This window comes from Serratia marcescens (assembly GCF_029846115.1).
Classification (GTDB): domain Bacteria; phylum Pseudomonadota; class Gammaproteobacteria; order Enterobacterales; family Enterobacteriaceae; genus Serratia; species Serratia marcescens_L.
The window spans coordinates 2,731,424-2,751,788 of record NZ_JARVZZ010000001.1; the positions used below are offsets into that span (position 1 = coordinate 2,731,424).

General features: G+C 58.4%; 17 protein-coding genes. 13 read left to right on the plus strand and 4 right to left on the minus strand.

From position 1 onward, the window contains the following. Positions 1-43: 43 nt before the first annotated feature. The 6 genes from cspE (at position 44) to QDT79_RS12815 (ending at position 4,306) form a co-directional block, all read left to right on the plus strand. Positions 44-253, plus strand: coding sequence for a transcription antiterminator/RNA stability regulator CspE (cspE, locus tag QDT79_RS12790; protein WP_004928244.1), 210 nt, complete (start codon positions 44-46; stop codon positions 251-253). A gap of 220 nt (positions 254-473) precedes the next feature. Then, entirely contained in the window at positions 474-695 is a 222-nt protein-coding gene (locus tag QDT79_RS12795; RefSeq protein ID WP_004928241.1) for a cold-shock protein, read from the plus strand. A gap of 113 nt (positions 696-808) precedes the next feature. Next, positions 809-2,035, plus strand: coding sequence for a winged helix-turn-helix domain-containing protein (locus QDT79_RS12800; protein ID WP_308316581.1), 1,227 nt, complete (start codon positions 809-811; stop codon positions 2,033-2,035). 296 nt (positions 2,036-2,331) lie between these two features. Continuing rightward, positions 2,332-2,514, plus strand: a complete 183-nt coding sequence (locus QDT79_RS12805) for a Trm112 family protein (protein ID WP_004928237.1) — start codon at positions 2,332-2,334, stop codon at positions 2,512-2,514. Then, positions 2,511-3,260 carry a 3-deoxy-manno-octulosonate cytidylyltransferase gene (gene kdsB, locus QDT79_RS12810; protein ID WP_004928235.1) on the plus strand — a complete coding sequence of 250 codons (750 nt, stop codon included), beginning with the start codon at positions 2,511-2,513 and terminating at the stop codon, positions 3,258-3,260. Before QDT79_RS12805 ends, kdsB begins: the two co-directional genes overlap by 4 nt. Before the next feature lie 149 nt (positions 3,261-3,409). After that, positions 3,410-4,306: a YcbJ family phosphotransferase gene (locus tag QDT79_RS12815; protein WP_308316582.1), complete on the plus strand. Its 897-nt coding sequence runs from the start codon at positions 3,410-3,412 to the stop codon at positions 4,304-4,306. 7 nt (positions 4,307-4,313) lie between these two features. Here the strand turns inward: QDT79_RS12815 and elyC are convergent, their stop codons facing one another. After that, complete coding sequence (elyC, locus tag QDT79_RS12820) at positions 4,314-5,087, minus strand: envelope biogenesis factor ElyC (protein ID WP_308316583.1); 774 nt, start codon at positions 5,085-5,087, stop codon at positions 4,314-4,316. Between the two features lie 152 nt (positions 5,088-5,239). Between elyC and cmoM the strand changes: the two genes are divergently transcribed. The 7 genes from cmoM to QDT79_RS12855 all read left to right on the plus strand — a co-directional run bounded on the left by cmoM (position 5,240) and on the right by QDT79_RS12855 (position 15,968). Continuing rightward, entirely contained in the window at positions 5,240-6,025 is a 786-nt protein-coding gene (gene cmoM, locus QDT79_RS12825) for a tRNA uridine 5-oxyacetic acid(34) methyltransferase CmoM (protein ID WP_063989431.1), read from the plus strand. Further along, positions 6,022-7,344 (plus strand): chromosome partition protein MukF, encoded by a 1,323-nt coding sequence (gene mukF, locus QDT79_RS12830; RefSeq protein ID WP_004928228.1) that lies wholly within the window; start codon positions 6,022-6,024, stop codon positions 7,342-7,344. Before cmoM ends, mukF begins: the two co-directional genes overlap by 4 nt. Continuing rightward, positions 7,325-8,053 carry a chromosome partition protein MukE gene (mukE, locus tag QDT79_RS12835; protein WP_033637863.1) on the plus strand — a complete coding sequence of 243 codons (729 nt, stop codon included), beginning with the start codon at positions 7,325-7,327 and terminating at the stop codon, positions 8,051-8,053. Before mukF ends, mukE begins: the two co-directional genes overlap by 20 nt. After that, positions 8,050-12,498, plus strand: coding sequence for a chromosome partition protein MukB (mukB, locus tag QDT79_RS12840; RefSeq protein ID WP_107227723.1), 4,449 nt, complete (start codon positions 8,050-8,052; stop codon positions 12,496-12,498). The genes mukE and mukB overlap by 4 nt, the downstream gene beginning before the upstream one ends. Before the next feature lie 220 nt (positions 12,499-12,718). Next, a complete protein-coding gene (ldtD, locus tag QDT79_RS12845) occupies positions 12,719-14,527 on the plus strand; it encodes a L,D-transpeptidase (protein ID WP_074181186.1) in 1,809 nt (602 codons plus the stop codon). A gap of 180 nt (positions 14,528-14,707) precedes the next feature. Further along, positions 14,708-15,256, plus strand: a complete 549-nt coding sequence (gene mepK / locus QDT79_RS12850; protein ID WP_025302289.1) for a peptidoglycan L,D-endopeptidase MepK — start codon at positions 14,708-14,710, stop codon at positions 15,254-15,256. Positions 15,257-15,320: 64 nt separating this feature from the next. After that, entirely contained in the window at positions 15,321-15,968 is a 648-nt protein-coding gene (locus QDT79_RS12855; protein WP_063989434.1) for an MBL fold metallo-hydrolase, read from the plus strand. Positions 15,969-16,045: 77 nt separating this feature from the next. Here the strand turns inward: QDT79_RS12855 and QDT79_RS12860 are convergent, their stop codons facing one another. The 3 genes from QDT79_RS12860 to asnS form a co-directional block, all read right to left on the minus strand. Further along, positions 16,046-17,236, minus strand: coding sequence for an amino acid aminotransferase (locus tag QDT79_RS12860; RefSeq protein WP_063989435.1), 1,191 nt, complete (start codon positions 17,234-17,236; stop codon positions 16,046-16,048). Between the two features lie 244 nt (positions 17,237-17,480). Further along, on the minus strand, positions 17,481-18,608 hold the full coding sequence (gene ompC / locus QDT79_RS12865; RefSeq protein WP_063989436.1) for a porin OmpC: 1,128 nt from the start codon (positions 18,606-18,608) through the stop codon (positions 17,481-17,483). A 301-nt stretch (positions 18,609-18,909) separates the two neighbouring features. Further along, positions 18,910-20,310, minus strand: coding sequence for an asparagine--tRNA ligase (asnS, locus tag QDT79_RS12870; protein ID WP_063989437.1), 1,401 nt, complete (start codon positions 20,308-20,310; stop codon positions 18,910-18,912). Positions 20,311-20,365: the final 55 nt, after the last annotated feature.

Below are 20,365 nucleotides of genomic sequence, written 5' to 3' on the forward strand. Positions count from 1 at the left end.
CCTCTTATGGCAGGTTTTGTAAATATATTTAAAGGTAAAAGTAATGTCTAAGAAGACGGGTCAGGTTAAGTGGTTCAACGAAAGCAAAGGTTTTGGTTTCATTGAGCAGCACGACGGTGGCAAAGATGTATTCGTACACTTCTCCGCTATCATGACCGATGGTTTCAAGACCCTGGCTGAAGGCCAGCGTGTCGAGTACACCATCCAGGACAGCCCGCGCGGGCCGGCTGCCGCCAACGTAGTTGCTCTGTAAGAAGACAGGGAACGCGTATAAGAGATCTTAATACAACCATGGTGACGCCTCAGCGCTGAGTCATGCGGAAGATATTAAGTTCAACAAGCCCGCCTTCGTGCGGGTTTTTTATTTTTTGCTCACGAGAGGTTTGTTACGAAAAACTTTAGGATGGGCTGGTAGCGTCCAGACAATATAAAAATGACGTTGTCAAGGATGCTCAAGTAAAAGGATATAAGTTATGTTTAAAAATACTGTGTTAAAAATGGGCCGCGTGAAATGGTTTAATCAGGCCGAAGGCTATGGTTTTATTTCACCGGTAGATGGCAGCGACGAAATCTATGTCAATCGCAACGCTATCGCCAACACCAAAAATAAGTCGTTGAACGAAGGTCAGAACGTAGAGTTCTCGATCTATCGCAGCTCACATGGGCTGTCCGCGGCAGACGTTATCGCGTTCTGATCGCACCCTCCTTCCTCGCCAGTGCCGGTGTCGCCACCCGCAAGCACTGGCGAAGATAAATCTCTCGATATCCACTATTATCAGGCCATTGCCTACTTGCCACGGATATCAGGATGACCACCCCGATAATTTCCCTTACCGCCGCTCGCGCGCTGCACCTTGCCGCTCAGGGGCTGCTTTCTCGGCTTAAGCGCCAGGCTCGGCCCGATGACGTCGTGAACGCGATCCAGCGCATGGGGCTGTTACAAATCGATACCATTAGCGTCGTCGCCCGCAGCCCGTATCTGGTGTTGTTCAGCCGTTTGGGGGCCTATCAGCCGGAATGGCTGGAGCAGGCGCTCGCCGGCCGCAAGCTGTTCGAGTATTGGGCGCACGAAGCCTGTTTCCTGCCGATCGAGGATTTTGGTCTGCTGCGGCACCGCATGCTGGCGCCTCATGATATGGGCTGGAAATATTCCGCCGACTGGGTGCAGCAACACCAGGCGGCGATGGACAGCCTGCTGCGGCACATCGAACAACAGGGGCCGGTGCGCTCCGCCGATTTCAGCGCCGAGAAAAAGGGCAACAGCGGATGGTGGGACTGGAAACCGGAGAAACGACATCTGGAGATCCTGTTTACTGCCGGCAAGCTGATGGTGGCCGAGCGTCGCAACTTCCACCGGGTTTACGATCTGACCGAAAGGCTGTTGCCGGCCTGGGACGATGCGCGCCATACGCTGCCTGTGGAGCAGGCGCGCAGGCAGATGCTGCGCCGCACCTGCCGCTATCTGGGCATTTTTCGCGCCGAGTGGTTGGCGGACTACTATCGGCTGAAACGCGTGGCGCCAAAAGCCTTGCTGGTAGAGCTGCAGGAGCAGAGGGAGATTACGCCGCTGCAGGTAGAGGGGCTGGAAGGGCCGTTCTATGTGCATGAATCACTGGCGGAACTGCTGCCGTTGGCGGAGCAGGGCAAACTGAAATCGACGGTCACCAGCCTGCTGTCGCCTTTTGATCCCGTGGTTTGGGATCGGCGTCGGGCGCTCGAGCTGTTCAACTTTGACTATCGGCTGGAATGTTATACGCCGAAAGAAAAACGTCGCTATGGCTACTTCACCTTGCCGGTGCTGCATCGCGGTGAGCTGGTGGGGCGTATTGACGCCAAGGCGCACCGCCGCCAGGGAGTGTTTGAGATCATCAGCTTCCATGCGGAGCCGCGGGTGCGCTTCGGCCAACAGCGGGCCCAGGATATCCGGCTGGCCATCGCGCGTACGGCCAAATGGCACGGTGCGCAACGCGTTGCGCTGGGCGACATTCCGGCGGCGTTGGCCGCTGAATGGGGGGACGGCTGGGAAGTGGGATAACGAGCGACGCCGTCGATGGGGTAAAACGAAGTTCAGCGCCGCTCGTTACAAAGGGGCTCAGTGGCTGAAGTTAGCGAACAGAGCGATGATTTTATGCAGACGTTTGATCACGTATTACGGCCTTTTTGTGATTTGTATCACAAAATTCTACGCCGGGATGCGCCCCAGTTCAAGCGGTTGCCCCCGCGCGGTGAGGAAATATCGGTGGGTTGGTGCCACCGGTGATTAACCTGAGGCCGGGCGTTATGCTATCCTCACAGCCTTTCCCAGATGACCTATCCCCTTACGGAGGATGCATGGACCACCGTTTACTCGAAATCGTTGCCTGCCCGGTATGCAACGGCAAACTCTATTTCAATAAAGAAAACCAGGAACTGGTGTGCAAAGCGGACGGATTGGCTTACCCGCTGCGCGACGGCATTCCGGTGCTGTTGGAAAATGAAGCGCGCGCGCTGTCGCTGGATGAGAAGCACGCATGAGTTTTATCGCTATAATTCCCGCCCGCTACGCCTCGACCCGTTTGCCGGGTAAACCGCTGGCCGATATTCACGGCAAGCCGATGGTGGTACACGTGATGGAGCGCGCCCGCGAGTCCGGCGCCAGCCGCGTCATCGTGGCGACCGATCATCCTGAAGTCGCCAAAGCGGTGGAAGCCGCCGGCGGCGAAGTGTGCATGACCAGCCCGGATCACCATTCCGGCACCGAACGTCTGGCGGAAGTGATCGCGCACTACGGCTTTGCCGACGATCAGATTATCGTTAACGTGCAGGGCGACGAACCGCTGATCCCACCGGTGATCGTGCGTCAGGTGGCGGAGAACCTGGCGGGCAGCCAGGCCGGTATGGCGACGCTGGCGGTGCCGATCGAGAGCGCCGAAGAGGCTTTCAACCCCAACGCGGTGAAGGTCGTGATGGACGCTCAGGGCTACGCGCTCTATTTCTCACGCGCCACCATTCCGTGGGATCGCGAGCGTTTCGCCGCGTCGAAAGAGAGCATCGGCGACAGCCTGCTGCGTCATATCGGCATCTACGCGTACCGCGCCGGCTTTGTGCGCCGCTACGTCAGCTGGGCGCCGAGCCAGCTGGAGCAGATCGAGCTGTTGGAACAGCTGCGCGTGCTGTGGTACGGTGAAAAAATCCACGTGGCGGTCGCGAAAGCGATCCCGAGCGTGGGGGTCGATACGCCGGAAGATCTCCAGCGCGTGCGCGACAGCATCCAACCCTGAGCCTGAGTTCGTCGGCGCGCCGCGCAACGCGCCGACGATGCAACACCCCCCATGATTGTTCCCCGTTTTGTTGATCTGCGTTGAAGAATTTTTCCGCTCACCGTTCGATGATGTTACGTATCCCCTTATTAGCCTGAGGTGAATGCCTTATGGAGCAGTTACGCGCTGAACTGAGCATTGTGTTGGGTGAGTCCATCAGCCGGCTGGAGCGGGTGAGCGAGCAGCCTTATGCGCATATGTATTCGCTGTACGATCGGCAGGGCAACGCGATCCCGCTGATGGCGAAAAGCTTTATCTGTCAGGGTATCGCCCAGCAGGAGGCTTACAAGCTGTCGATGCTGGCGCGCGACGGGGATATTCGGCTGCCTACGGTGTACGGCGTGGTGTGCACCCACCAGGCACCGTATACGGAAATCCTGCTGATCGAGCGCCTGCGCGGCGTGTCGGCCGAAGCGCCAACGCGTTCGCCGGATCGCTGGAACATGCTGATGGAGCAGATCGTCGACGGGGTATTGGCCTGGCACCGCATCGACAGCCACGGCAGCGTCGGCAGCGTTGACAGCACGCAGGAGAACGACTGGTTTTTCTGGTATCAACAGCGGGTCGAAGTGCTGTGGGCGACGGTAGTCAATCTCACTACCCCGCAGCTGACCATGGCGGATCGGCGTTTGCTGTACCGCACGCGCGAAGCGCTGACCCATTTCTTCGTCGGCTTCGACGATCCCTGTGTTCTGGTGCACGGTAATCTGTCGCTGCGCAGCATGCTGAAGGATCCCAAAAGCGATCAGCTGTTGGCGATGCTCAATCCCGGCGTGGTGCTGTGGGCGCCGCGCGAATACGATCTTTTCCGCCTGTGCGAGGCGGGTATGCCCAGCCAGCTGCTGTTCCGCTATCTGCAGCGCGCGCCGGTCGCCGACGCTTTCCTGGCGCGGCGCTGGCTGTATGTGGTGTGGGAAGCGGTAGGGCGTTTGGTTCATACCGGCAAGCTGGAGCGGCGGCCGTTCGACTATGCGTCGCAACAGCTGCTGCCCTGGCTGGCCGGTTGAACGGGCCTTACTCTGCGCCGGCGCGATCCGCGCCTTTCAGCCATTGCCACAGGCTGCCCAGCGTTTCATACCAGGCACGTTCGGTATGGCCGAGGAACATCGACGACGGTGTGGCGCGGTCCCAGATATTGAGCGGCGAGTCGATCGCCAACTGGTTGGCCGGCGCCGGGATCGGGTGCAGGCCTTTCGCCTCGAAGAAGCGCATGGCGCGTGGCAAATGGTTGGCGGAGGTCACCAGAATGAACGGTTGCTCGCCGACCAGCTTGGCGACCTGAGCGGCTTCTTCCTCGGTATCGCGCGGTTCCCCCAGGATCACCATATCGCTGCGCGGCACGCCCAGGCTTTCGGCCACCAGCGCCGCCGTGGCGGCGTTGCTTTGCATGCTTCCGGCGGACGCGCCGGTAAACACCATCCTGGCGCCGGGATGTGTAAGGTAAAGCCGCACGCCTTCCGTCACGCGCGGCAGGCTGTTGCCGAGCAAATTCGAGCTGGGTGCCCAATCGGGATTGTAGGTATAGCCCCCGCCCAATACCACGATGTAGCTGACCGGATCGCTGCCGAGATAAGTCTGGTATTGGGCTTCGATCGGCCGCAGCAGTCGGTCGGCCACCGGTTGCAGGCTGAAAAGCAATAAAAACAGCCAGCTCAGCGTGAAAATCGTCTTACCGCTTTTTTGCCAGCGGGTGAACCACAGCAGCAGCAGCGCCAACCCCATCAGCAGCATCAACAACGGTAGCGGCATCAGCAGGGCGCCAAAGAACTTTTTCAGGTTGAACAGCATCGAAAATCAGATCCTTTTGGGTGAAAAAGCGGCATCCAGGCATAAACAGGCCGCAAGAAGATACATTCTAAGCCAGTCTGTGTCAAAATAGCAGGTTTGAATAGGCGTGCGCTTTGCCGCCGACAATAATGAGTTCAGCGGAGCCGTTGTCCATGCAGGATCGCAATTTTGACGATATTGCTGAAAAATTTGCGCGTAATATTTACGGCACCACGAAAGGAAAAATCCGCCAGGCGGTGGTTTGGCAGGATCTGACCGGGCTGCTGGCGCAGTTGCCGCAGCGGCCGCTGCGCATCCTCGACGCCGGGGGCGGTGAAGGCCATATGGCCTGCCAGCTGGCAGAATTAGGACATCAGGTGTTGTTGTGCGATCTTTCTGGTGAGATGATCCAGCGCGCCGCGCAGCTGGCGGAGCAGAAAGGTGTGAGCCAGAACATGCAATTCGTACAAAGTTCTGCGCAGGATATCGCTCAACATTTGGAACAGCCGGTTGATCTGATATTGTTTCATGCAGTGCTTGAATGGATCGCCGAGCCCGAAGCGGCGCTGCAGGCGTTGTATAACTGCCTGACGCCGGGCGGCGCGCTGTCGCTGATGTTCTTCAACGCCAATGGCCTCTTGATGCGCAACGTGGTGTTGGGTAATTTCCAACTGGTGGAGCCCGAGGTCAGACGCCGCCGCAAGCGTTCGCTGTCGCCGCAATACCCGCACGATCCGCTATTGGTCTACGGTTGGCTGGAACAGCTGGGCATGCGTATCAGCGGCAAAACCGGCGTGCGGGTGTTCCACGACTATCTGCAGAGCAGACAGCTGCAAACACAAAAATTTGAAGAGTTACTGGCGCTTGAACAGCACTATTGCCGGCAGGAGCCGTACGTGAGTTTGGGGCGCTACATTCACGTCATGGCGCATAAACCAAACCTGAAGGACGAACTATGAGTGAATTTTCCCAGACAGTACCCGAACTGGTCGCCTGGGCACGGAAAAATGATTTCTCTATTTCGCTCCCTACGGAGCGTCTCGCATTTCTGCTCGCCATCGCCACCCTGAACGGCGAACGGCTGGACGGCGAGATGAGCGAAGGTGAGCTGGTTGATGCATTTCGCCATGTCAGCAAGGGTTTTGAACAGACGCATGAAACGGTGGCGATGCGCGCCAACAATGCGATCAACGACATGGTGCGCCAGCGCCTGTTGAACCGCTTTACCAGCGAACTGGCGGACGGCAACGCGATTTACCGCCTCACGCCGCTGGGTATCGGCATTACCGATTACTATATTCGCCAACGCGAATTCTCCACGCTGCGCCTGTCGATGCAGCTGTCTATCGTGGCGCAGGAGCTCAAGCGCGCCGCCGACGCCGCCGACGAGGGCGGCGACGATTTCCATTGGCACCGCAACGTGTTCGCGCCGTTGAAATATTCGGTGGCGGAAATTTTCGACAGCATCGACATGACCCAACGCGTGATGGACGAGCAGCAGCAGAGCGTGAAAAACGACATCGCGGCGCTACTGAGCAAAGACTGGCGGGCGGCGATCTCCAGCTGTGAAATGCTGCTGTCGGAAACCTCGGGCACCCTGCGCGAGCTGCAGGATACGCTGGATGCGGCGGGCGATAAGCTGCAGGCCAACCTGCTGCGCATCCAGGATGCGACCCTCGGCAACGTGGAGCTGGGCTTCGTCGACAAACTGGTGTTCGATCTGCAAAGCAAGCTGGATCGCATCATCAGCTGGGGCCAGCAGGCGATCGACCTGTGGATCGGTTACGATCGTCACGTACATAAATTTATCCGTACCGCTATCGATATGGATAAAAACCGCGTGTTCGCCCAACGCCTGCGCCAGTCGGTGCAAACCTATTTCGACCACCCGTGGGCGCTGACCCATGCCAATGCCGATCGTCTGCTGGACATGCGCGACGAAGAACTGGCGCTGCGCAGCGAGGAAGTGACCGGGGAACTGCCGCCGGATCTGGAGTTCGAAGAGTTCAGCGAAATTCGCGAACAGCTGGCGGCAATGATCGAAGAGGCGCTGAAGGTGTATCAGGAACAGCAGATGCCGCTCAACCTTGCAGCGGTGATGCGCGATTATCTGGCGCAATATCCGCGTGCGCGTCATTTCGACGTGGCACGTTTAGTGGTCGACCAGGCAGTGCGCCTCGGTGTGGCTGAAGCAGATTTCTCAGGGTTGCCGGCGGAATGGCAGGCAATCAATGATTACGGAGCCAAGGTCCAGGCCCATGTCATCGACAAATATTGAACAAGTAATGCCAGTCAAACTGGCCAAGGCACTGTCCAACTCGCTGTTCCCGGCGCTGGATAGCCAACTGCGCGCGGGTCGTCACATCGGTATCGATGAGCTGGACAACCACGCCTTTTTAATGGATTTCCAGGATGAGCTGGAAGAATTTTACACCCGTTACAGCGTCGAGCTGATTCGGGCGCCGGAAGGTTTCTTCTATTTGCGCCCGCGCTCCACCACGCTGATCCCGCGCTCGGTGCTGTCCGAACTGGATATGATGGTCGGTAAAATCTTGTGCTACCTGTATCTCAGCCCCGAGCGCCTGGCGCATGAGGGCATTTTCAGCCATCAGGAGCTGTACGACGAGTTGCTGAGCCTGGCCGATGAGAACAAGCTGCTGAAGTTCGTCAACCAGCGCTCCACCGGCTCGGATCTCGATCGGCAGAAGCTGCACGAAAAGGTGCGCACCTCGCTGAACCGCCTGCGCCGCCTCGGCATGGTCTACTTCATGGGCAATGACAGCAGCAAGTTCCGCATTACCGAGGCGGTGTTCCGCTTCGGCGCCGACGTGCGCAGCGGCGACGATCCGCGTGAAGCGCAGCTGCGCATGATTCGCGACGGCGAGGCGATGCCGGTTGAAACCAGCCTGTCGCTGAACGATGAGAATGAGGCTGAGGATCAGCAGGTTGATAACGCTCCTGACGGTGCAGAGGATGAACAGGAATGATTGAACGCGGTAAATTTCGCTCGCTGACGCTGGTTAACTGGAACGGCTTCTTCGCCCGCACCTTTGATCTGGATGAGCTGGTGACCACGCTGTCCGGCGGTAACGGGGCAGGGAAATCCACCACCATGGCGGCCTTCGTCACTGCACTGATCCCCGATCTGACGCTGCTGCACTTCCGTAACACCACCGAGGCGGGCGCCACCAGCGGCTCGCGCGATAAAGGCCTGCACGGCAAGCTGCGCGCCGGTGTGTGTTATTCGACCCTCGACGTCGTCAACTCGCGCCACCAGCGCGTGGTGGTGGGCGTACGTCTGCAGCAGGTGGCGGGGCGCGATCGCAAGGTCGACATCAAACCCTTCACCATCCAGGGCCTGCCGACCGCGGTGCAGCCGACCGAGCTGCTGACCCAGACCGTGGGTGAGCGCCAGGCGCGCGTGCTGTCGCTACAGGAGCTGAAGGATCGCGTGGAAGAGATGGAGGGCGTGCAGTTCAAGCAGTTCAACTCCATCACCGATTACCACTCGCTGATGTTCGATCTGGGCGTGATCCCGAAACGCCTGCGTTCGTCTGCCGATCGCAGCAAGTTCTACCGTCTGATTGAAGCGTCGCTGTACGGCGGTATCTCAAGTGCCATCACCCGCTCGCTGCGCGACTATCTGCTGCCGGAAAACAGCGGCGTGCGCAAGGCGTTCCAGGACATGGAAGCGGCGCTGCGCGAAAACCGCATGACGCTGGAGGCGATCCGCGTCACCCAGTCGGACCGCGACTTGTTCAAGCATCTGATCTCCGAGGCCACTTCCTATGTGGCGGCGGACTATATGCGCCACGCCAACGAACGCCGCATCCACCTGGACGGCGCGCTGGCGCTGCGCAGCGATCTGTTGGGCAGCCGCAAGCAGCTGGCCGCCGAACAGTATCGCCACGTGGAAATGGCGCGTGAGCTGAGCGAACAGAGCGGTGCCGAATCCGATCTGGAAACCGATTACCAGGCCGCCAGCGACCACCTGAATCTGGTGCAAACGGCGATGCGTCAGCAGGAGAAGATCGAACGCTATGAAGCCGATCTGGAAGAGCTGACCTACCGTCTGGAAGAGCAGAACGAAGTGGTGGCCGAGGCGAGCGAGCAACAGGCCGAAAACGAAGCGCGCGCCGAAGCGGCCGAGCTGGAAGTGGACGAACTGAAGAGCCAACTGGCCGACTACCAGCAGGCGCTCGACGTGCAGCAGACCCGCGCCATTCAGTACCAGCAGGCGCTGCAGGCGTTGGAGCGCGCACGCGCCCTGTGCCAACTGCCGGATCTGACCGCCGATAACGCCGAACAGTGGCTGGACACCTTCCAGGCCCGCGAACAGGAAGCGACCGAAGCGTTGCTGATGCTGGAACAGAAGCTGAGCGTGGCCGACGCCGCGCATGGCCAGTTTGAACAGGCCTATCAGCTGGTGGGGAAAATCGCCGGCCAGGTCAGCCGCAGCGAAGCCTGGCAATGCGCGCGCGAATTGCTGCGCGACTGGCCTTCGCAGCAACACCTCGCCGAGCGCGTTCAGCCCCTGCGACTGCGCCTGAGCGAACTGGAACAGCGCCTGCGTTCGCAGCAGGATGCCGAGCGCCTGCTGCAAGAGTTTTGCAAACGCCATGGCCAAGAGTACCAGCCTGACGATCTCGATATGCTGCAGCAGGAGCTGGAAGAGCGCCTGGAAGCGCTGTCGCAGAACGTCAGCGAAGCCGGTGAACGCCGCATGGAGATGCGCCAGGAGCTGGAGCAGATCCAGCAGCGCATCCGTGAGCTGACGGCGCGCGCGCCGGTGTGGCTGGCGGCGCAGGACGCCCTGGGCCAGCTCAGCGATCAGAGCGGAGAGCCGCTGGAAAACAGCCAGCAGGTGACCGAATACATGCAGCAACTGCTGGAGCGCGAGCGTGAAACCACCGTCGAGCGCGACGAAGTGGCGGCCCGCAAACGTGAAGTGGAAGCGCAGATCGAACGTCTCAGCCAGCCGGGCGGCGCGGAAGATCAGCGCCTGGTCACGCTGGCCGAACGTTTCGGCGGCGTGCTGCTGTCGGAAATTTACGATGACGTCACCATCGACGACGCGCCTTACTTCTCGGCGCTGTACGGCCCTTCGCGCCACGCTATCGTGGTGCCGGATCTGTCGCTGGTGCGCGAGATGCTCGAAGGGCTAGAAGATTGCCCGGAAGATCTGTACCTGATCGAAGGGGATCCGCAGTCGTTCGATGACAGCGTGTTCGCCGTCGAAGAGCAGGACAAAGCGGTGGTGGTGAAGATCGCCGATCGCCAGTGGCGTTATTCCCGCTACCCGGAAGTGCCGTTGTTCGGCCGCGCGGCGCGCGAAAACCGCCTGGAAGTGCTGCATGCCGAGCGTGAAACGCTGGCGGAGCGCTATGCCACGCTGTCGTTCGACGTGCAGAAAACCCAACGCTCTCACCAGGCTTTCAGCCGCTTTATCGGTACCCATCTGGCGGTGGCGTTCGACGCCGACCCGGAGGCGGAGATCCGCGGCCTGAACGCCCGTCGTGGCGAGATCGAACGCGCGCTGAACAATCATGAAGCGCAGAACCAGCAGCAGCGTCAGCAGTACGATCAGGCCAAAGAGGGCATTTCCGCGCTCAACCGCCTGATGCCGCTGGTGTCGTTGCTGAACGATGAAACGTTGCAGGACCGCGTCGACGAGATCCGCGAAGAGTTGGAAGAAGCGCAGGACGCCGCGCGTCATATTCAGCAGCACGGTGTGTCGCTGACCAAGCTGGAACCGCTGCTGTCGGTGCTGCAGAGCGATCCGCAGCAGCATGAACAGTTGCAGCAGGACTACGCGCAGGCGCAAAGCGTGCAGCGTCAGGCTAAACAGCAGGCGTTCGCGCTGACTGAAGTGGTGCAGCGTCGCGCGCACTTCAGCTACACCGACTCTGCCGGCATGCAGAATGCCAACAACGATCTCAACGACAAGCTGCGCCAGCGCCTGGAGCAGGCGGAAGCCGAACGCGCCCGCGCCCGCGAGCAGCTGCGTCAGTATCAAACCCAGTTCACCCAGTACAGCCAGGTGCTGGCCTCGCTGAAAAGTTCGTATGACGCCAAGCGCGACATGCTGAAAGAGCTGAGCCAGGAGCTGGTGGACATTGGCGTGCAGGCCGACGCCAACGCCGAAGCGCGCGCCCGCGCGCGTCGCGACGAGCTGCATGCGGCGCTGAGCAACAACCGCGCTCGCCGCAATCAGTTGGAGAAACAGCTGACCTTCTGCGAAGCCGAAATGGACGGCCTGCAGAAGAAACTGCGCAAGCTGGAACGCGATTATCATCAACTGCGCGAGCAGGTGGTGACCGCCAAGGCGGGCTGGTGTGCGGTAATGCGCCTGGTGAAAGACAACGGCGTGGAACGCCGCCTGCATCGCCGCGAGCTGGCGTATATGGATGGCGACGAACTGCGTTCGATGTCGGATAAGGCGCTCGGCGCGCTGCGTCTGGCCGTGGCGGACAACGAACACCTGCGCGACGTGCTGCGCCTGTCGGAAGATCCGAAGCGGCCGGAGCGTAAGATTCAGTTCTATATCGCGGTCTACCAGCATCTGCGCGAACGTATCCGTCAGGACATCATCCGCACCGACGATCCGGTCGAGGCCATCGAGCAGATGGAAATTGAGCTGGGCCGTCTGACCGAAGAGCTGACCGCGCGTGAGCAGAAGCTGGCGATCAGTTCGAAAAGCGTGGCCAACATCATTCGCAAAACCATTCAGCGCGAGCAGAACCGCATTCGCATGTTGAATCAGGGGCTGCAGGCCGTTTCCTTCGGCCAGGTGAAGAGCGTGCGGCTGAACGTCAATGTGCGCGAAGCGCATGCCACCCTGCTGGACGTGCTCTCCGAGCAGCAGGAGCAACATCAGGATCTGTTCAACAGCAACCGCCTGACCTTCTCCGAAGCGTTGGCCAAACTGTATCAGCGCCTGAACCCGCAGATCGACATGGGGCAGCGCACGCCGCAGACCATCGGTGAGGAGTTGCTGGATTACCGCAACTACCTGGAGATGGAAGTGGAAGTGTACCGTGGCTCCGATGGCTGGCTGCGTGCGGAAAGCGGCGCGTTGTCTACCGGTGAAGCCATCGGTACCGGGATGTCAATCCTGGTGATGGTGGTGCAGAGCTGGGAAGAAGAATCCCGCCGCCTGCGCGGTAAAGACATCTCGCCGTGCCGCCTGCTGTTCCTCGATGAAGCGGCGCGTTTGGATGCCAAGTCGATCGCCACGCTGTTCGAACTGTGCGATCGTCTGGAGATGCAGCTGATCATCGCGGCGCCGGAAAACATCAGTCCGGAGAAGGGCACCACCTATAAACTGGTGCGCAAGGTGTTCCAGAACCACGAGCATGTGCACGTGGTGGGGCTGCGCGGTTTCGCCGGCGAGCCACCGGCGCTGGGCACTGCGCCGGTTGAAACGCCGTAAGGCAGAAAAACGCCCTAAAAATCCGAAAATAGCCGCCGCAGGGTGGCTATTTTTTTGTATGCGTGGATGATAGTCCTGCTTTTTTATCCGTTGAAAAGCGGTTAGTTTAATCACATAAACAGTTATTCGACGCCCGCAGGGCGAAACGGCCTTTCTGTTTGTATACTGAAACTATATGCAGTTTTTGACGTTTTTTTTGTGAGCATACAGGGGGCAAGGGATGTTGCTTAAAAAGGGAAACTCTCTACGACGTTTGGCGCTGAGTGGCGCTATCGCCTGTAGTCTTGTGTCGTCGTTTTCCGCATCGGCCACCGTCACGGCATTGCCGGTGGCATCAGCAGGCATGTCCGTTGCGCAGAGCCGTTCTGAACTGCTGGCCGCGTTGCCGCGTGGCATGGATTTGCACTACCTGTCCACGCTGGCGCCGCTGTATGCGGCGAACCACATGCAGCCGATGTGGCAGGATCGCGAGGCCGTTCAGCAGTTTCAGCAGCAGTTGGCCGAGCTGGCGATGTCCGGCGTGCAGCCGCAGTTCACCCAATGGGTGAAGATGTTGACCGATCCGGCGCTCAGTGAAGCGGGCCGCGATGCGGTGCTGTCCGATGCGATGCTGGGCTATTTGCAGTTCGTCTCCGCCATCGGTGCCAACGGCAACAACTGGCTGTACAGCAATATTCCCTACAAGCTTGGCTTGCCGCCCACCGCGGTGATCAACCAATGGCAGCTGGCGGTGCGTCAGGCGCGTACTCTGAGCTACGTGAATTCGCTCGCGCCGCAGCATCCGCAATACGCCAAGATGCATCAGGCACTGCGCGACATGCTGGCGGACAATCGTCCCTGGCCCCAGGTGGGCAGCGGACCGAGCCTGCGTCCAGGCCAAATGAGCAATGATATCCCGGCGCTGCGTGAGATCCTGACGCGCACCGGTATGCTGGCCGCCTCGGCGCCGGAAGCGGAAGCGGAACCGGCGGTGGTCTCGGCGAAGATCAATGAGCCCGACGACGGCGGGCTGACGGTAGACGAAGAGAAAAGCCGCGTGACGGTCAGCCCATCGGCGGCGCCGGTGACGGAGCTGACCGCGGAACAGACGCCGCCGCAGATTGGCAGCGTGGTGAGCGACAACCTCTATACCGACGAGCTGGTGGAAGGCGTCAAGCGCTTCCAGAAATGGCAGGGGCTGACGGCGGACGGCGTGATCGGCGTGCGCACCCGCGAGTGGCTCAACGTGTCACCGAAAACCCGCGCCGCGCTGTTGGCGTTGAATATCCAACGCCTGCGAATTTTACCGGGGCATGTCGGCACCGGCATTATGGTGAACATTCCCAACTATTCGCTGACCTACTACCAGAACGGCAATGAGGTGCTGTCTTCCCGCGTTATCGTCGGGCGGCCGAGTCGTAAGACGCCGCTGATGAGCAGCGCGTTGAACAACGTGGTGGTCAACCCGCCGTGGAACGTACCGACTACCCTGGTGCGTGAGGACATTGTGCCGAAAGCGATGCGTGACGGTAACTACTTCCAGAAACACGGCTATACGGTACTGTCGGGCTGGAGCAACGATGCGGAAGTGATCAACCCGGCGATGATCGACTGGAGCATGGTTTCTGCGCGCAACTTCCCGTATCGCGTCCGTCAGGCGCCGGGGGCGACCAACTCGCTGGGGCGCTTCAAGTTCAATATGCCGAGCTCGGACGCCATCTACCTGCACGATACCCCGAACCACAGCCTGTTCCAGAAAGACATCCGCGCGCTCAGCTCCGGCTGCGTGCGGGTGAATAAGGCTTCCGATTTGGCGAATATGCTGCTGCAGGACGCCGGCTGGAACAACAGCCGCGTGTCTTCCACGCTGAAAGAGGGGAATACCACTTATGTGAATATTCGCCAGCGCATTCCCGTAAAACTGTATTATCTGACCGCCTGGGTTTCGGATGACGGCCAACCGCAATTCCGTACAGATATTTACAATTATGATAATACGGTGCGATCGGGCGCACAAATTTTGGCTCAGGCCAAAAAATTAATGCAGTAAATGCAGTAATTATAAATAAATAACGGTCAGAATGTTTGGCTATACCGCAGGCTCCCGTCGCCGGGGGCCTGTAAACCTAGGCGTATCGCGGGTTGACTCAGCATACGCAGGCGGTTATGGTTCGGACAGTGCGCTGCTTTGTGCATTTATTTTGACATTCTTGCCGGGTTTAACAGAGTCATGGACAAAATTGATCATCACCGCCGTAAATGGCTGGCGCTAGGTGGCGCCGCTATGGGCATAGCGCTGCTCCCAGGGCAGGCGTTTGCCAGTCTTTCCACCGCTCGACCGCGTATTTTAGTGCTGAATAACCTGAATACCGGTGAATCTATTAAAGCCGAGTTCTTTGACGGCAAAGGGTACAATAAAGAAGAGTTGGTGCGGTTAAATCATCTGTTCCGCGATTATCGCGCCAACAAGGTTAAATCGATCGATCCCCGCTTGTTTGATCACCTTTATCGTCTGCAGGGGCTGCTGGGCACCAGCAAGCCGGTGCAGCTGATCTCCGGTTACCGCTCCGTAGATACCAACAACGAATTGCGCGCACACAGCCGCGGCGTGGCCAAGCACAGCTACCACACCAAGGGCCAGGCGATGGACTTCCACATCGAAGGCATCCAATTGAGTAATATCCGCAAAGCGGCGTTAAAAATGCGCGCCGGTGGTGTAGGATATTACCCACGTAGCAACTTCGTACACATCGATACCGGCCCGGTTCGGACTTGGTAATCGCTGTGCCGTCAGTGAATAACGCCGCCCCTTGCGGAAGCGGCGTTATTGTCGTTGGAGCCTTATGAAATACCATCTTATTCCCGTTACCGCCTTTAGCCAGAATTGCAGCCTGATCTGGTGCGAAAACACGCAGCAGGCGGCGTTGGTCGATCCCGGCGGTGAAGCGGAAAAAATCAAAGCGGAAGTCGCGCAGCAGGGGGTGGCGATCACCCAAATTTTGCTGACGCACGGCCATTTGGATCACGTCGGTGCGGCGGCGGAGCTGGCGGACCATTATCAGGTGCCAATCTACGGCCCGGATAAAGAAGACGCGTTTTGGCTGGATGGTTTGCCGGCGCAGAGCCGGATGTTCGGGCTGGAAGAGTGCGCGCCGCTGACGCCGACTCGCTGGCTGTCGGAAGGCGATGAGATGCAGGTGGGCGAAATGACGCTCAAGGTGCTGCATTGCCCCGGGCATACGCCGGGCCACATCGTCTTTATCAATGAGCAAGCGCGTTTGGCGCTGGTGGGCGACGTGCTGTTTAACGGTGGCGTGGGGCGCAGCGACTTCCCGCGCGGTGACCATCAGGCGCTGATTACCTCTATTCGCACCAAGCTGCTGCCGTTGGGCGACGATATGCGCTTTATTCCTGGCCACGGCCCGATGTCGACCTTTGGCCACGAGCGCCAGACCAACCCGTTCCTGCGCGAAGAGCCGGCGGTGTGGTAGCGATTATTTCCCGGCAGAAATAATCAAGGGCGCATAGAGCGCCCTTTTTTTATGATTTATGGCCTGCGTCGATGCTTTTAGAGCACGGCGACGATGGCTTCACATAGCGGTGCCATGTTGTCCGGCGTCATGCCGGCCACGTTCACCCGGCCCGAGTTCACGGCGTATACGCCGAACTCTTCGCGCAGACGCAGCACCTGTTCTTTGGTCAGGCCGCTGAACGAGAACATGCCGTTCTGCTGGATAATGAAGCTGAAGTCCTGTTGCGCGCCTTTCTCCTGCAGGGTGTTCACGAACAGCTGACGCATGCGGTGAATACGCTGGCGCATGTCGGTCAGCTCCTGTTCCCACATTGCGCGCAGAGCGTCGTTGCCCAGAATGGTGGCGACCACGGCCGCGCCGTGCGACGGCGGGTTGGAGTAGTTGGCGCGAATCGCCGCTTTCACCTGGCTGAAGGCGCGATCGGCGGTTTCGGCATCGGCAGCCACAATGGTGCAAGCGCCGACGCGCTCATTGTACAGACCGAAGTTTTTCGAGTAGGAGCTGGCGACGATCAGCTCTTGATGTTTGGCGGCGAAAATACGCAGGCCCTGCGCATCCTCTTCCAGACCGTTGGCGAAGCCCTGGTAGGCGAAGTCGAACAGCGGCAGCCAGCCATTGGCCACGGAAAGCTCAGCCAGTTGTGCCCACTGCTCCGCCGTTGGATCGATACCGGTCGGGTTATGGCAGCAGCCGTGGAACAGTACGACATCACCGGCCTGGGCCAGTTTCAGGCTGTTCAGCAGGCCGTCGAAATCCAACGCGTGGTTGGTGGCGTCGTAGTAGGCGTATTCCAGCACTTCCAGGCCCACGGCGCTAAAGACGTTCTTGTGGTTCGGCCAACTTGGGTTGCTGATCCAGATGCGTTTGGCGCTGGTCTGGTTAGCGATGAAGTCTGCCGCCACGCGCAGGCCGCCGGTGCCGCCTGGCGTCTGTGCGGTGCGCGCGCGACGATCGGCGACGATCGGGCTCTCTTTACCGAACAGCAGCGCTTGCGTGCAACTGGCGAACGCCGGGATGCCTTCAATACCGAGATAGTTTTTGGTGGTCTCATTTTCCAGCAGATACTGCTCAGCTTTTTTTACGCTGGTCAGCACCGGGGTTTTACCGGTTTCGTCTTTATAAACGCCAATCCCTAAATTGATTTTATTCGGGCGGGCGTCGGCGCGGAAAATGTCGGTCAGGCCCAGGATCGGGTCGGCGGGTGCGGCGGTGATTTTTTCAAACATGTCAGGTGCTTCCAAATCTCGGAGTTAAGCAGACAGAAGCATCAGGGTAACGCCAGTTATCGGCTTTGCCAACCGTTTGCGACAAAAACACCGCGATCTTGTGAAGGGGGAGTATTAGGCAGAAAAAATGATGGGGAAGGAGAAATCGGCAGGATAAAAAGTTACCGGCTGACACAAACAAAAACAGGGCCGAAGCCCTGTTTTTTAACTTAGCCGACGGTAAACCGCCGTTAAGCGAGACAACTTAGAACTGGTACACCAGACCAACAGCGACGATATCGTCGGTAGCGGTGCCGGTTGCTTTGGTGAACTCGTTGTCATCCAGCAGGTTGATTTTGTAATCAACGTAGGTGGACATGTTTTTGTTGAAGTAGTAAGTGGTACCAACAGAAACATATTTAACCAGATCCTGGTCAGAACTTACGCCTGGGACGTTCAGGTTTTTACCTTTAGACTGCAGGTAAGACACTTCTGGACGCAGACCGAAGTCGAACTGGTACTGAGCAGTCACTTCGAAGTTCTGAGTTTTGCTCGCGAAGCCACCGCACTTGTCATCGGTAGCTGCACAGCCTGCACCGAAGTTACCGCCGCCGAACGGAGTCATGTTACGGGTTTCTGCGTACATCGCCGCCAGGTAAACGTTGTTGGCGTCGTATTTCGCGCCCACGGTCCATGCGTCAGCCTTGTCGCCACGCTCGTTGGAACGCAGTTTCTGGTCGTCGGTACGGTTGGAAGAAGCGTATGCAGCGCCGAAGCTTACGCCTTCGCCGATGTCATAAGTAGAGGAGATACCCCAGCCGTCGCCGTTTTGTTTCTTAACGTTACGACCGTCGTTCTGGTTTTTGCCCTGGTATTGCAGAGCGAAGTTCAGACCGTCAACCAGACCGAAGAAGTTGTTGTTACGATAAGTCGCAACGCCGTTGGTACGGCCGGTCATGAAGTTGTCGGAGTAGGTGTAAGTATCGCCACCGAACTCTGGCAGCATATCGGTCCAGCCTTCTACGTCGTACAGTACGCCGTAGTTACGGCCGTAGTCGAAGGAGCCGTAGTCAGCGAATTTCAGACCAGCGAAGCCCAGACGGGTTTTGGTGCCTTCGGTGCCCTGAGACTCGGAGTGGTTAGCCTGGACGTTGTATTCCCACTGGCCGTAACCGGTCAGTTGGTCAGTAATCTGAGTTTCACCTTTGAAGCCGAAACGAACATAGGTCTGATCGCCGTCGTTACCTTTGTCGTCGGAGAAGTAGTGCAGACCGTCAACTTTGCCGTACAGATCCAGCTTGTTGCCGTCTTTGTTGTAGATTTCAGCTGCGTTTGCTGCACCAGCAGCCAACAGAGCCGGGATAACCACTGCAAGAATGTTGCGCTTCATCATTATTACCCTCATTGGTGTTATTCGGACACCTTTGCCACTGCCGCCAATAATTCTTTGGGAACTATTGTTGATAGATTGGTGTCGTCCTGTGTCTGAACGCAGTGTTCCATTCACAGGCGGGTTAATCTAGGACGAAAATGATACCAATGTCCCAATCAGGTTGCAAAAAGAAAGTATGTGTAACTAAATGTAATTTTTCGGGAACTTTGTGACGTGCGTCAATATTAAAAAATGCGAAAGGCCAGCGAGGCTGGCCTTTGTTTTGTAACGAAATCGTTTAAAAAACGTTTGATCGTATGAATTAGAAGCTTGCGTTACGTGGTGTGCGTGGGAACGGGATTACATCGCGCACGTTTTGCACGCCGGTGACATAGGCGATTAAACGTTCAAAGCCCAGGCCGAAACCGGAATGCGGCACGGTACCGTAACGGCGCAGATCGCGATACCACCAGTAGTCTTCTTTATTCAGACCCATCTCTTCCAGACGTTGATCGAGCACGTCGAGACGTTCTTCACGCTGAGAACCCCCGATGATTTCACCGATGCCCGGCGCCAGTACGTCCATGGCTGCAACGGTTTTGCCGTCTTCGTTCATACGCATATAGAATGCTTTGATGTCTTTCGGGTAGTTTTTCACCACCACCGGTGCCTGGAAGTGTTTCTCCGCCAGATAACGCTCATGTTCGGAAGAGAGATCGATGCCCCAGGAAACCGGGTTTTCGAAGGTTTGGCCCGAGGCCAGCAGGATCTCAATGGCGTCGGTGTAGTCCACCTGAGCGAAATCGGAAGAGACGAAGCGCTCCAGACGAGAGATTGCGTCTTTATCCACGCGCTCGGCGAAGAATTTCAGATCGTCTGCTCGTTCATCCAGCACCGCCTGGAACACATACTTCAGCATGCTTTCGGCCAGGCCGGCGACATCGTCCAGCGTCGCGAAGGCCACTTCCGGCTCGATCATCCAGAATTCCGCCAAATGGCGGCTGGTGTTGGAGTTTTCAGCGCGGAAGGTTGGGCCGAAGGTGTATACCTTGGACAGCGCACAGGCGTAGGTTTCGCCGTTCAGCTGGCCGGATACGGTGAGGAAGGCTTCCTTACCGAAGAAGTCCTGGCTGAAATCGACGGCGCCCTTGTCGGTGCGCGGCAGGTTTTCCAGATCCAGCGTGGACACGCGGAACATCTCGCCGGCGCCTTCAGTGTCGGAGGCGGTGATCAGCGGGGTAGAGACCCAGAAATAGCCATTTTCATGGAAGAAGCGGTGGATCGCCTGCGCCAGGGTATGGCGCACGCGCGCCACGGCGCCGATCAGGTTGGTGCGTGGGCGCAGGTGGGCCACTTCGCGCAGGTATTCGATGCTGTGACGTTTGGCCGCCATCGGATAGGTGTCCGGATCGTCGACCCAGCCGACCACTTTGATCGCGGTGGCCTGCAGTTCGAAGCTCTGGCCTTCTCCCGGTGAGGCGACGACCTTGCCGGTAACTTCAATCGAACAGCCGGTGGTCAGGTGCAGCACTTCATCCTGATAATTCGGCAGAGAATTATTAACGACGGCCTGTAACGGATCAAAGCAGGAACCGTCATAGACGGCCAGGAAGGAGATACCAGCTTTTGAATCTCTCCGGGTACGTACCCAGCCGCGTACGGTGACTTCACTGTCAACCGCAGCACGACCTTGCAGTACGTCGACTACAGGCACTACGCTCATAGATTTCTCTCTTTAATAATTTGGTTTAGAAATAGCTTACAACCCAAGAATATGG

Excerpts from the sequence above, each read along its gene's own strand:
- cspE (WP_004928244.1), top strand. The coding sequence starts at position 44 with ATGTCTAAGAAGACGGGTCAGGTTAAGTGGTTCAACGAAAGCAAAGGT.
- QDT79_RS12795 (WP_004928241.1), top strand. The coding sequence starts at position 474 with ATGTTTAAAAATACTGTGTTAAAAATGGGCCGCGTGAAATGGTTTAAT.
- QDT79_RS12800 (WP_308316581.1), top strand. The coding sequence starts at position 809 with ATGACCACCCCGATAATTTCCCTTACCGCCGCTCGCGCGCTGCACCTT.
- QDT79_RS12805 (WP_004928237.1), top strand. The coding sequence starts at position 2,332 with ATGGACCACCGTTTACTCGAAATCGTTGCCTGCCCGGTATGCAACGGC.
- kdsB (WP_004928235.1), top strand. The coding sequence starts at position 2,511 with ATGAGTTTTATCGCTATAATTCCCGCCCGCTACGCCTCGACCCGTTTG.
- QDT79_RS12815 (WP_308316582.1), top strand. The coding sequence starts at position 3,410 with ATGGAGCAGTTACGCGCTGAACTGAGCATTGTGTTGGGTGAGTCCATC.
- elyC (WP_308316583.1), bottom strand. The coding sequence starts at position 5,087 with ATGCTGTTCAACCTGAAAAAGTTCTTTGGCGCCCTGCTGATGCCGCTA.
- cmoM (WP_063989431.1), top strand. The coding sequence starts at position 5,240 with ATGCAGGATCGCAATTTTGACGATATTGCTGAAAAATTTGCGCGTAAT.
- mukF (WP_004928228.1), top strand. The coding sequence starts at position 6,022 with ATGAGTGAATTTTCCCAGACAGTACCCGAACTGGTCGCCTGGGCACGG.
- mukE (WP_033637863.1), top strand. The coding sequence starts at position 7,325 with ATGTCATCGACAAATATTGAACAAGTAATGCCAGTCAAACTGGCCAAG.
- mukB (WP_107227723.1), top strand. The coding sequence starts at position 8,050 with ATGATTGAACGCGGTAAATTTCGCTCGCTGACGCTGGTTAACTGGAAC.
- ldtD (WP_074181186.1), top strand. The coding sequence starts at position 12,719 with ATGTTGCTTAAAAAGGGAAACTCTCTACGACGTTTGGCGCTGAGTGGC.
- mepK (WP_025302289.1), top strand. The coding sequence starts at position 14,708 with ATGGACAAAATTGATCATCACCGCCGTAAATGGCTGGCGCTAGGTGGC.
- QDT79_RS12855 (WP_063989434.1), top strand. The coding sequence starts at position 15,321 with ATGAAATACCATCTTATTCCCGTTACCGCCTTTAGCCAGAATTGCAGC.
- QDT79_RS12860 (WP_063989435.1), bottom strand. The coding sequence starts at position 17,236 with ATGTTTGAAAAAATCACCGCCGCACCCGCCGACCCGATCCTGGGCCTG.
- ompC (WP_063989436.1), bottom strand. The coding sequence starts at position 18,608 with ATGATGAAGCGCAACATTCTTGCAGTGGTTATCCCGGCTCTGTTGGCT.
- asnS (WP_063989437.1), bottom strand. The coding sequence starts at position 20,310 with ATGAGCGTAGTGCCTGTAGTCGACGTACTGCAAGGTCGTGCTGCGGTT.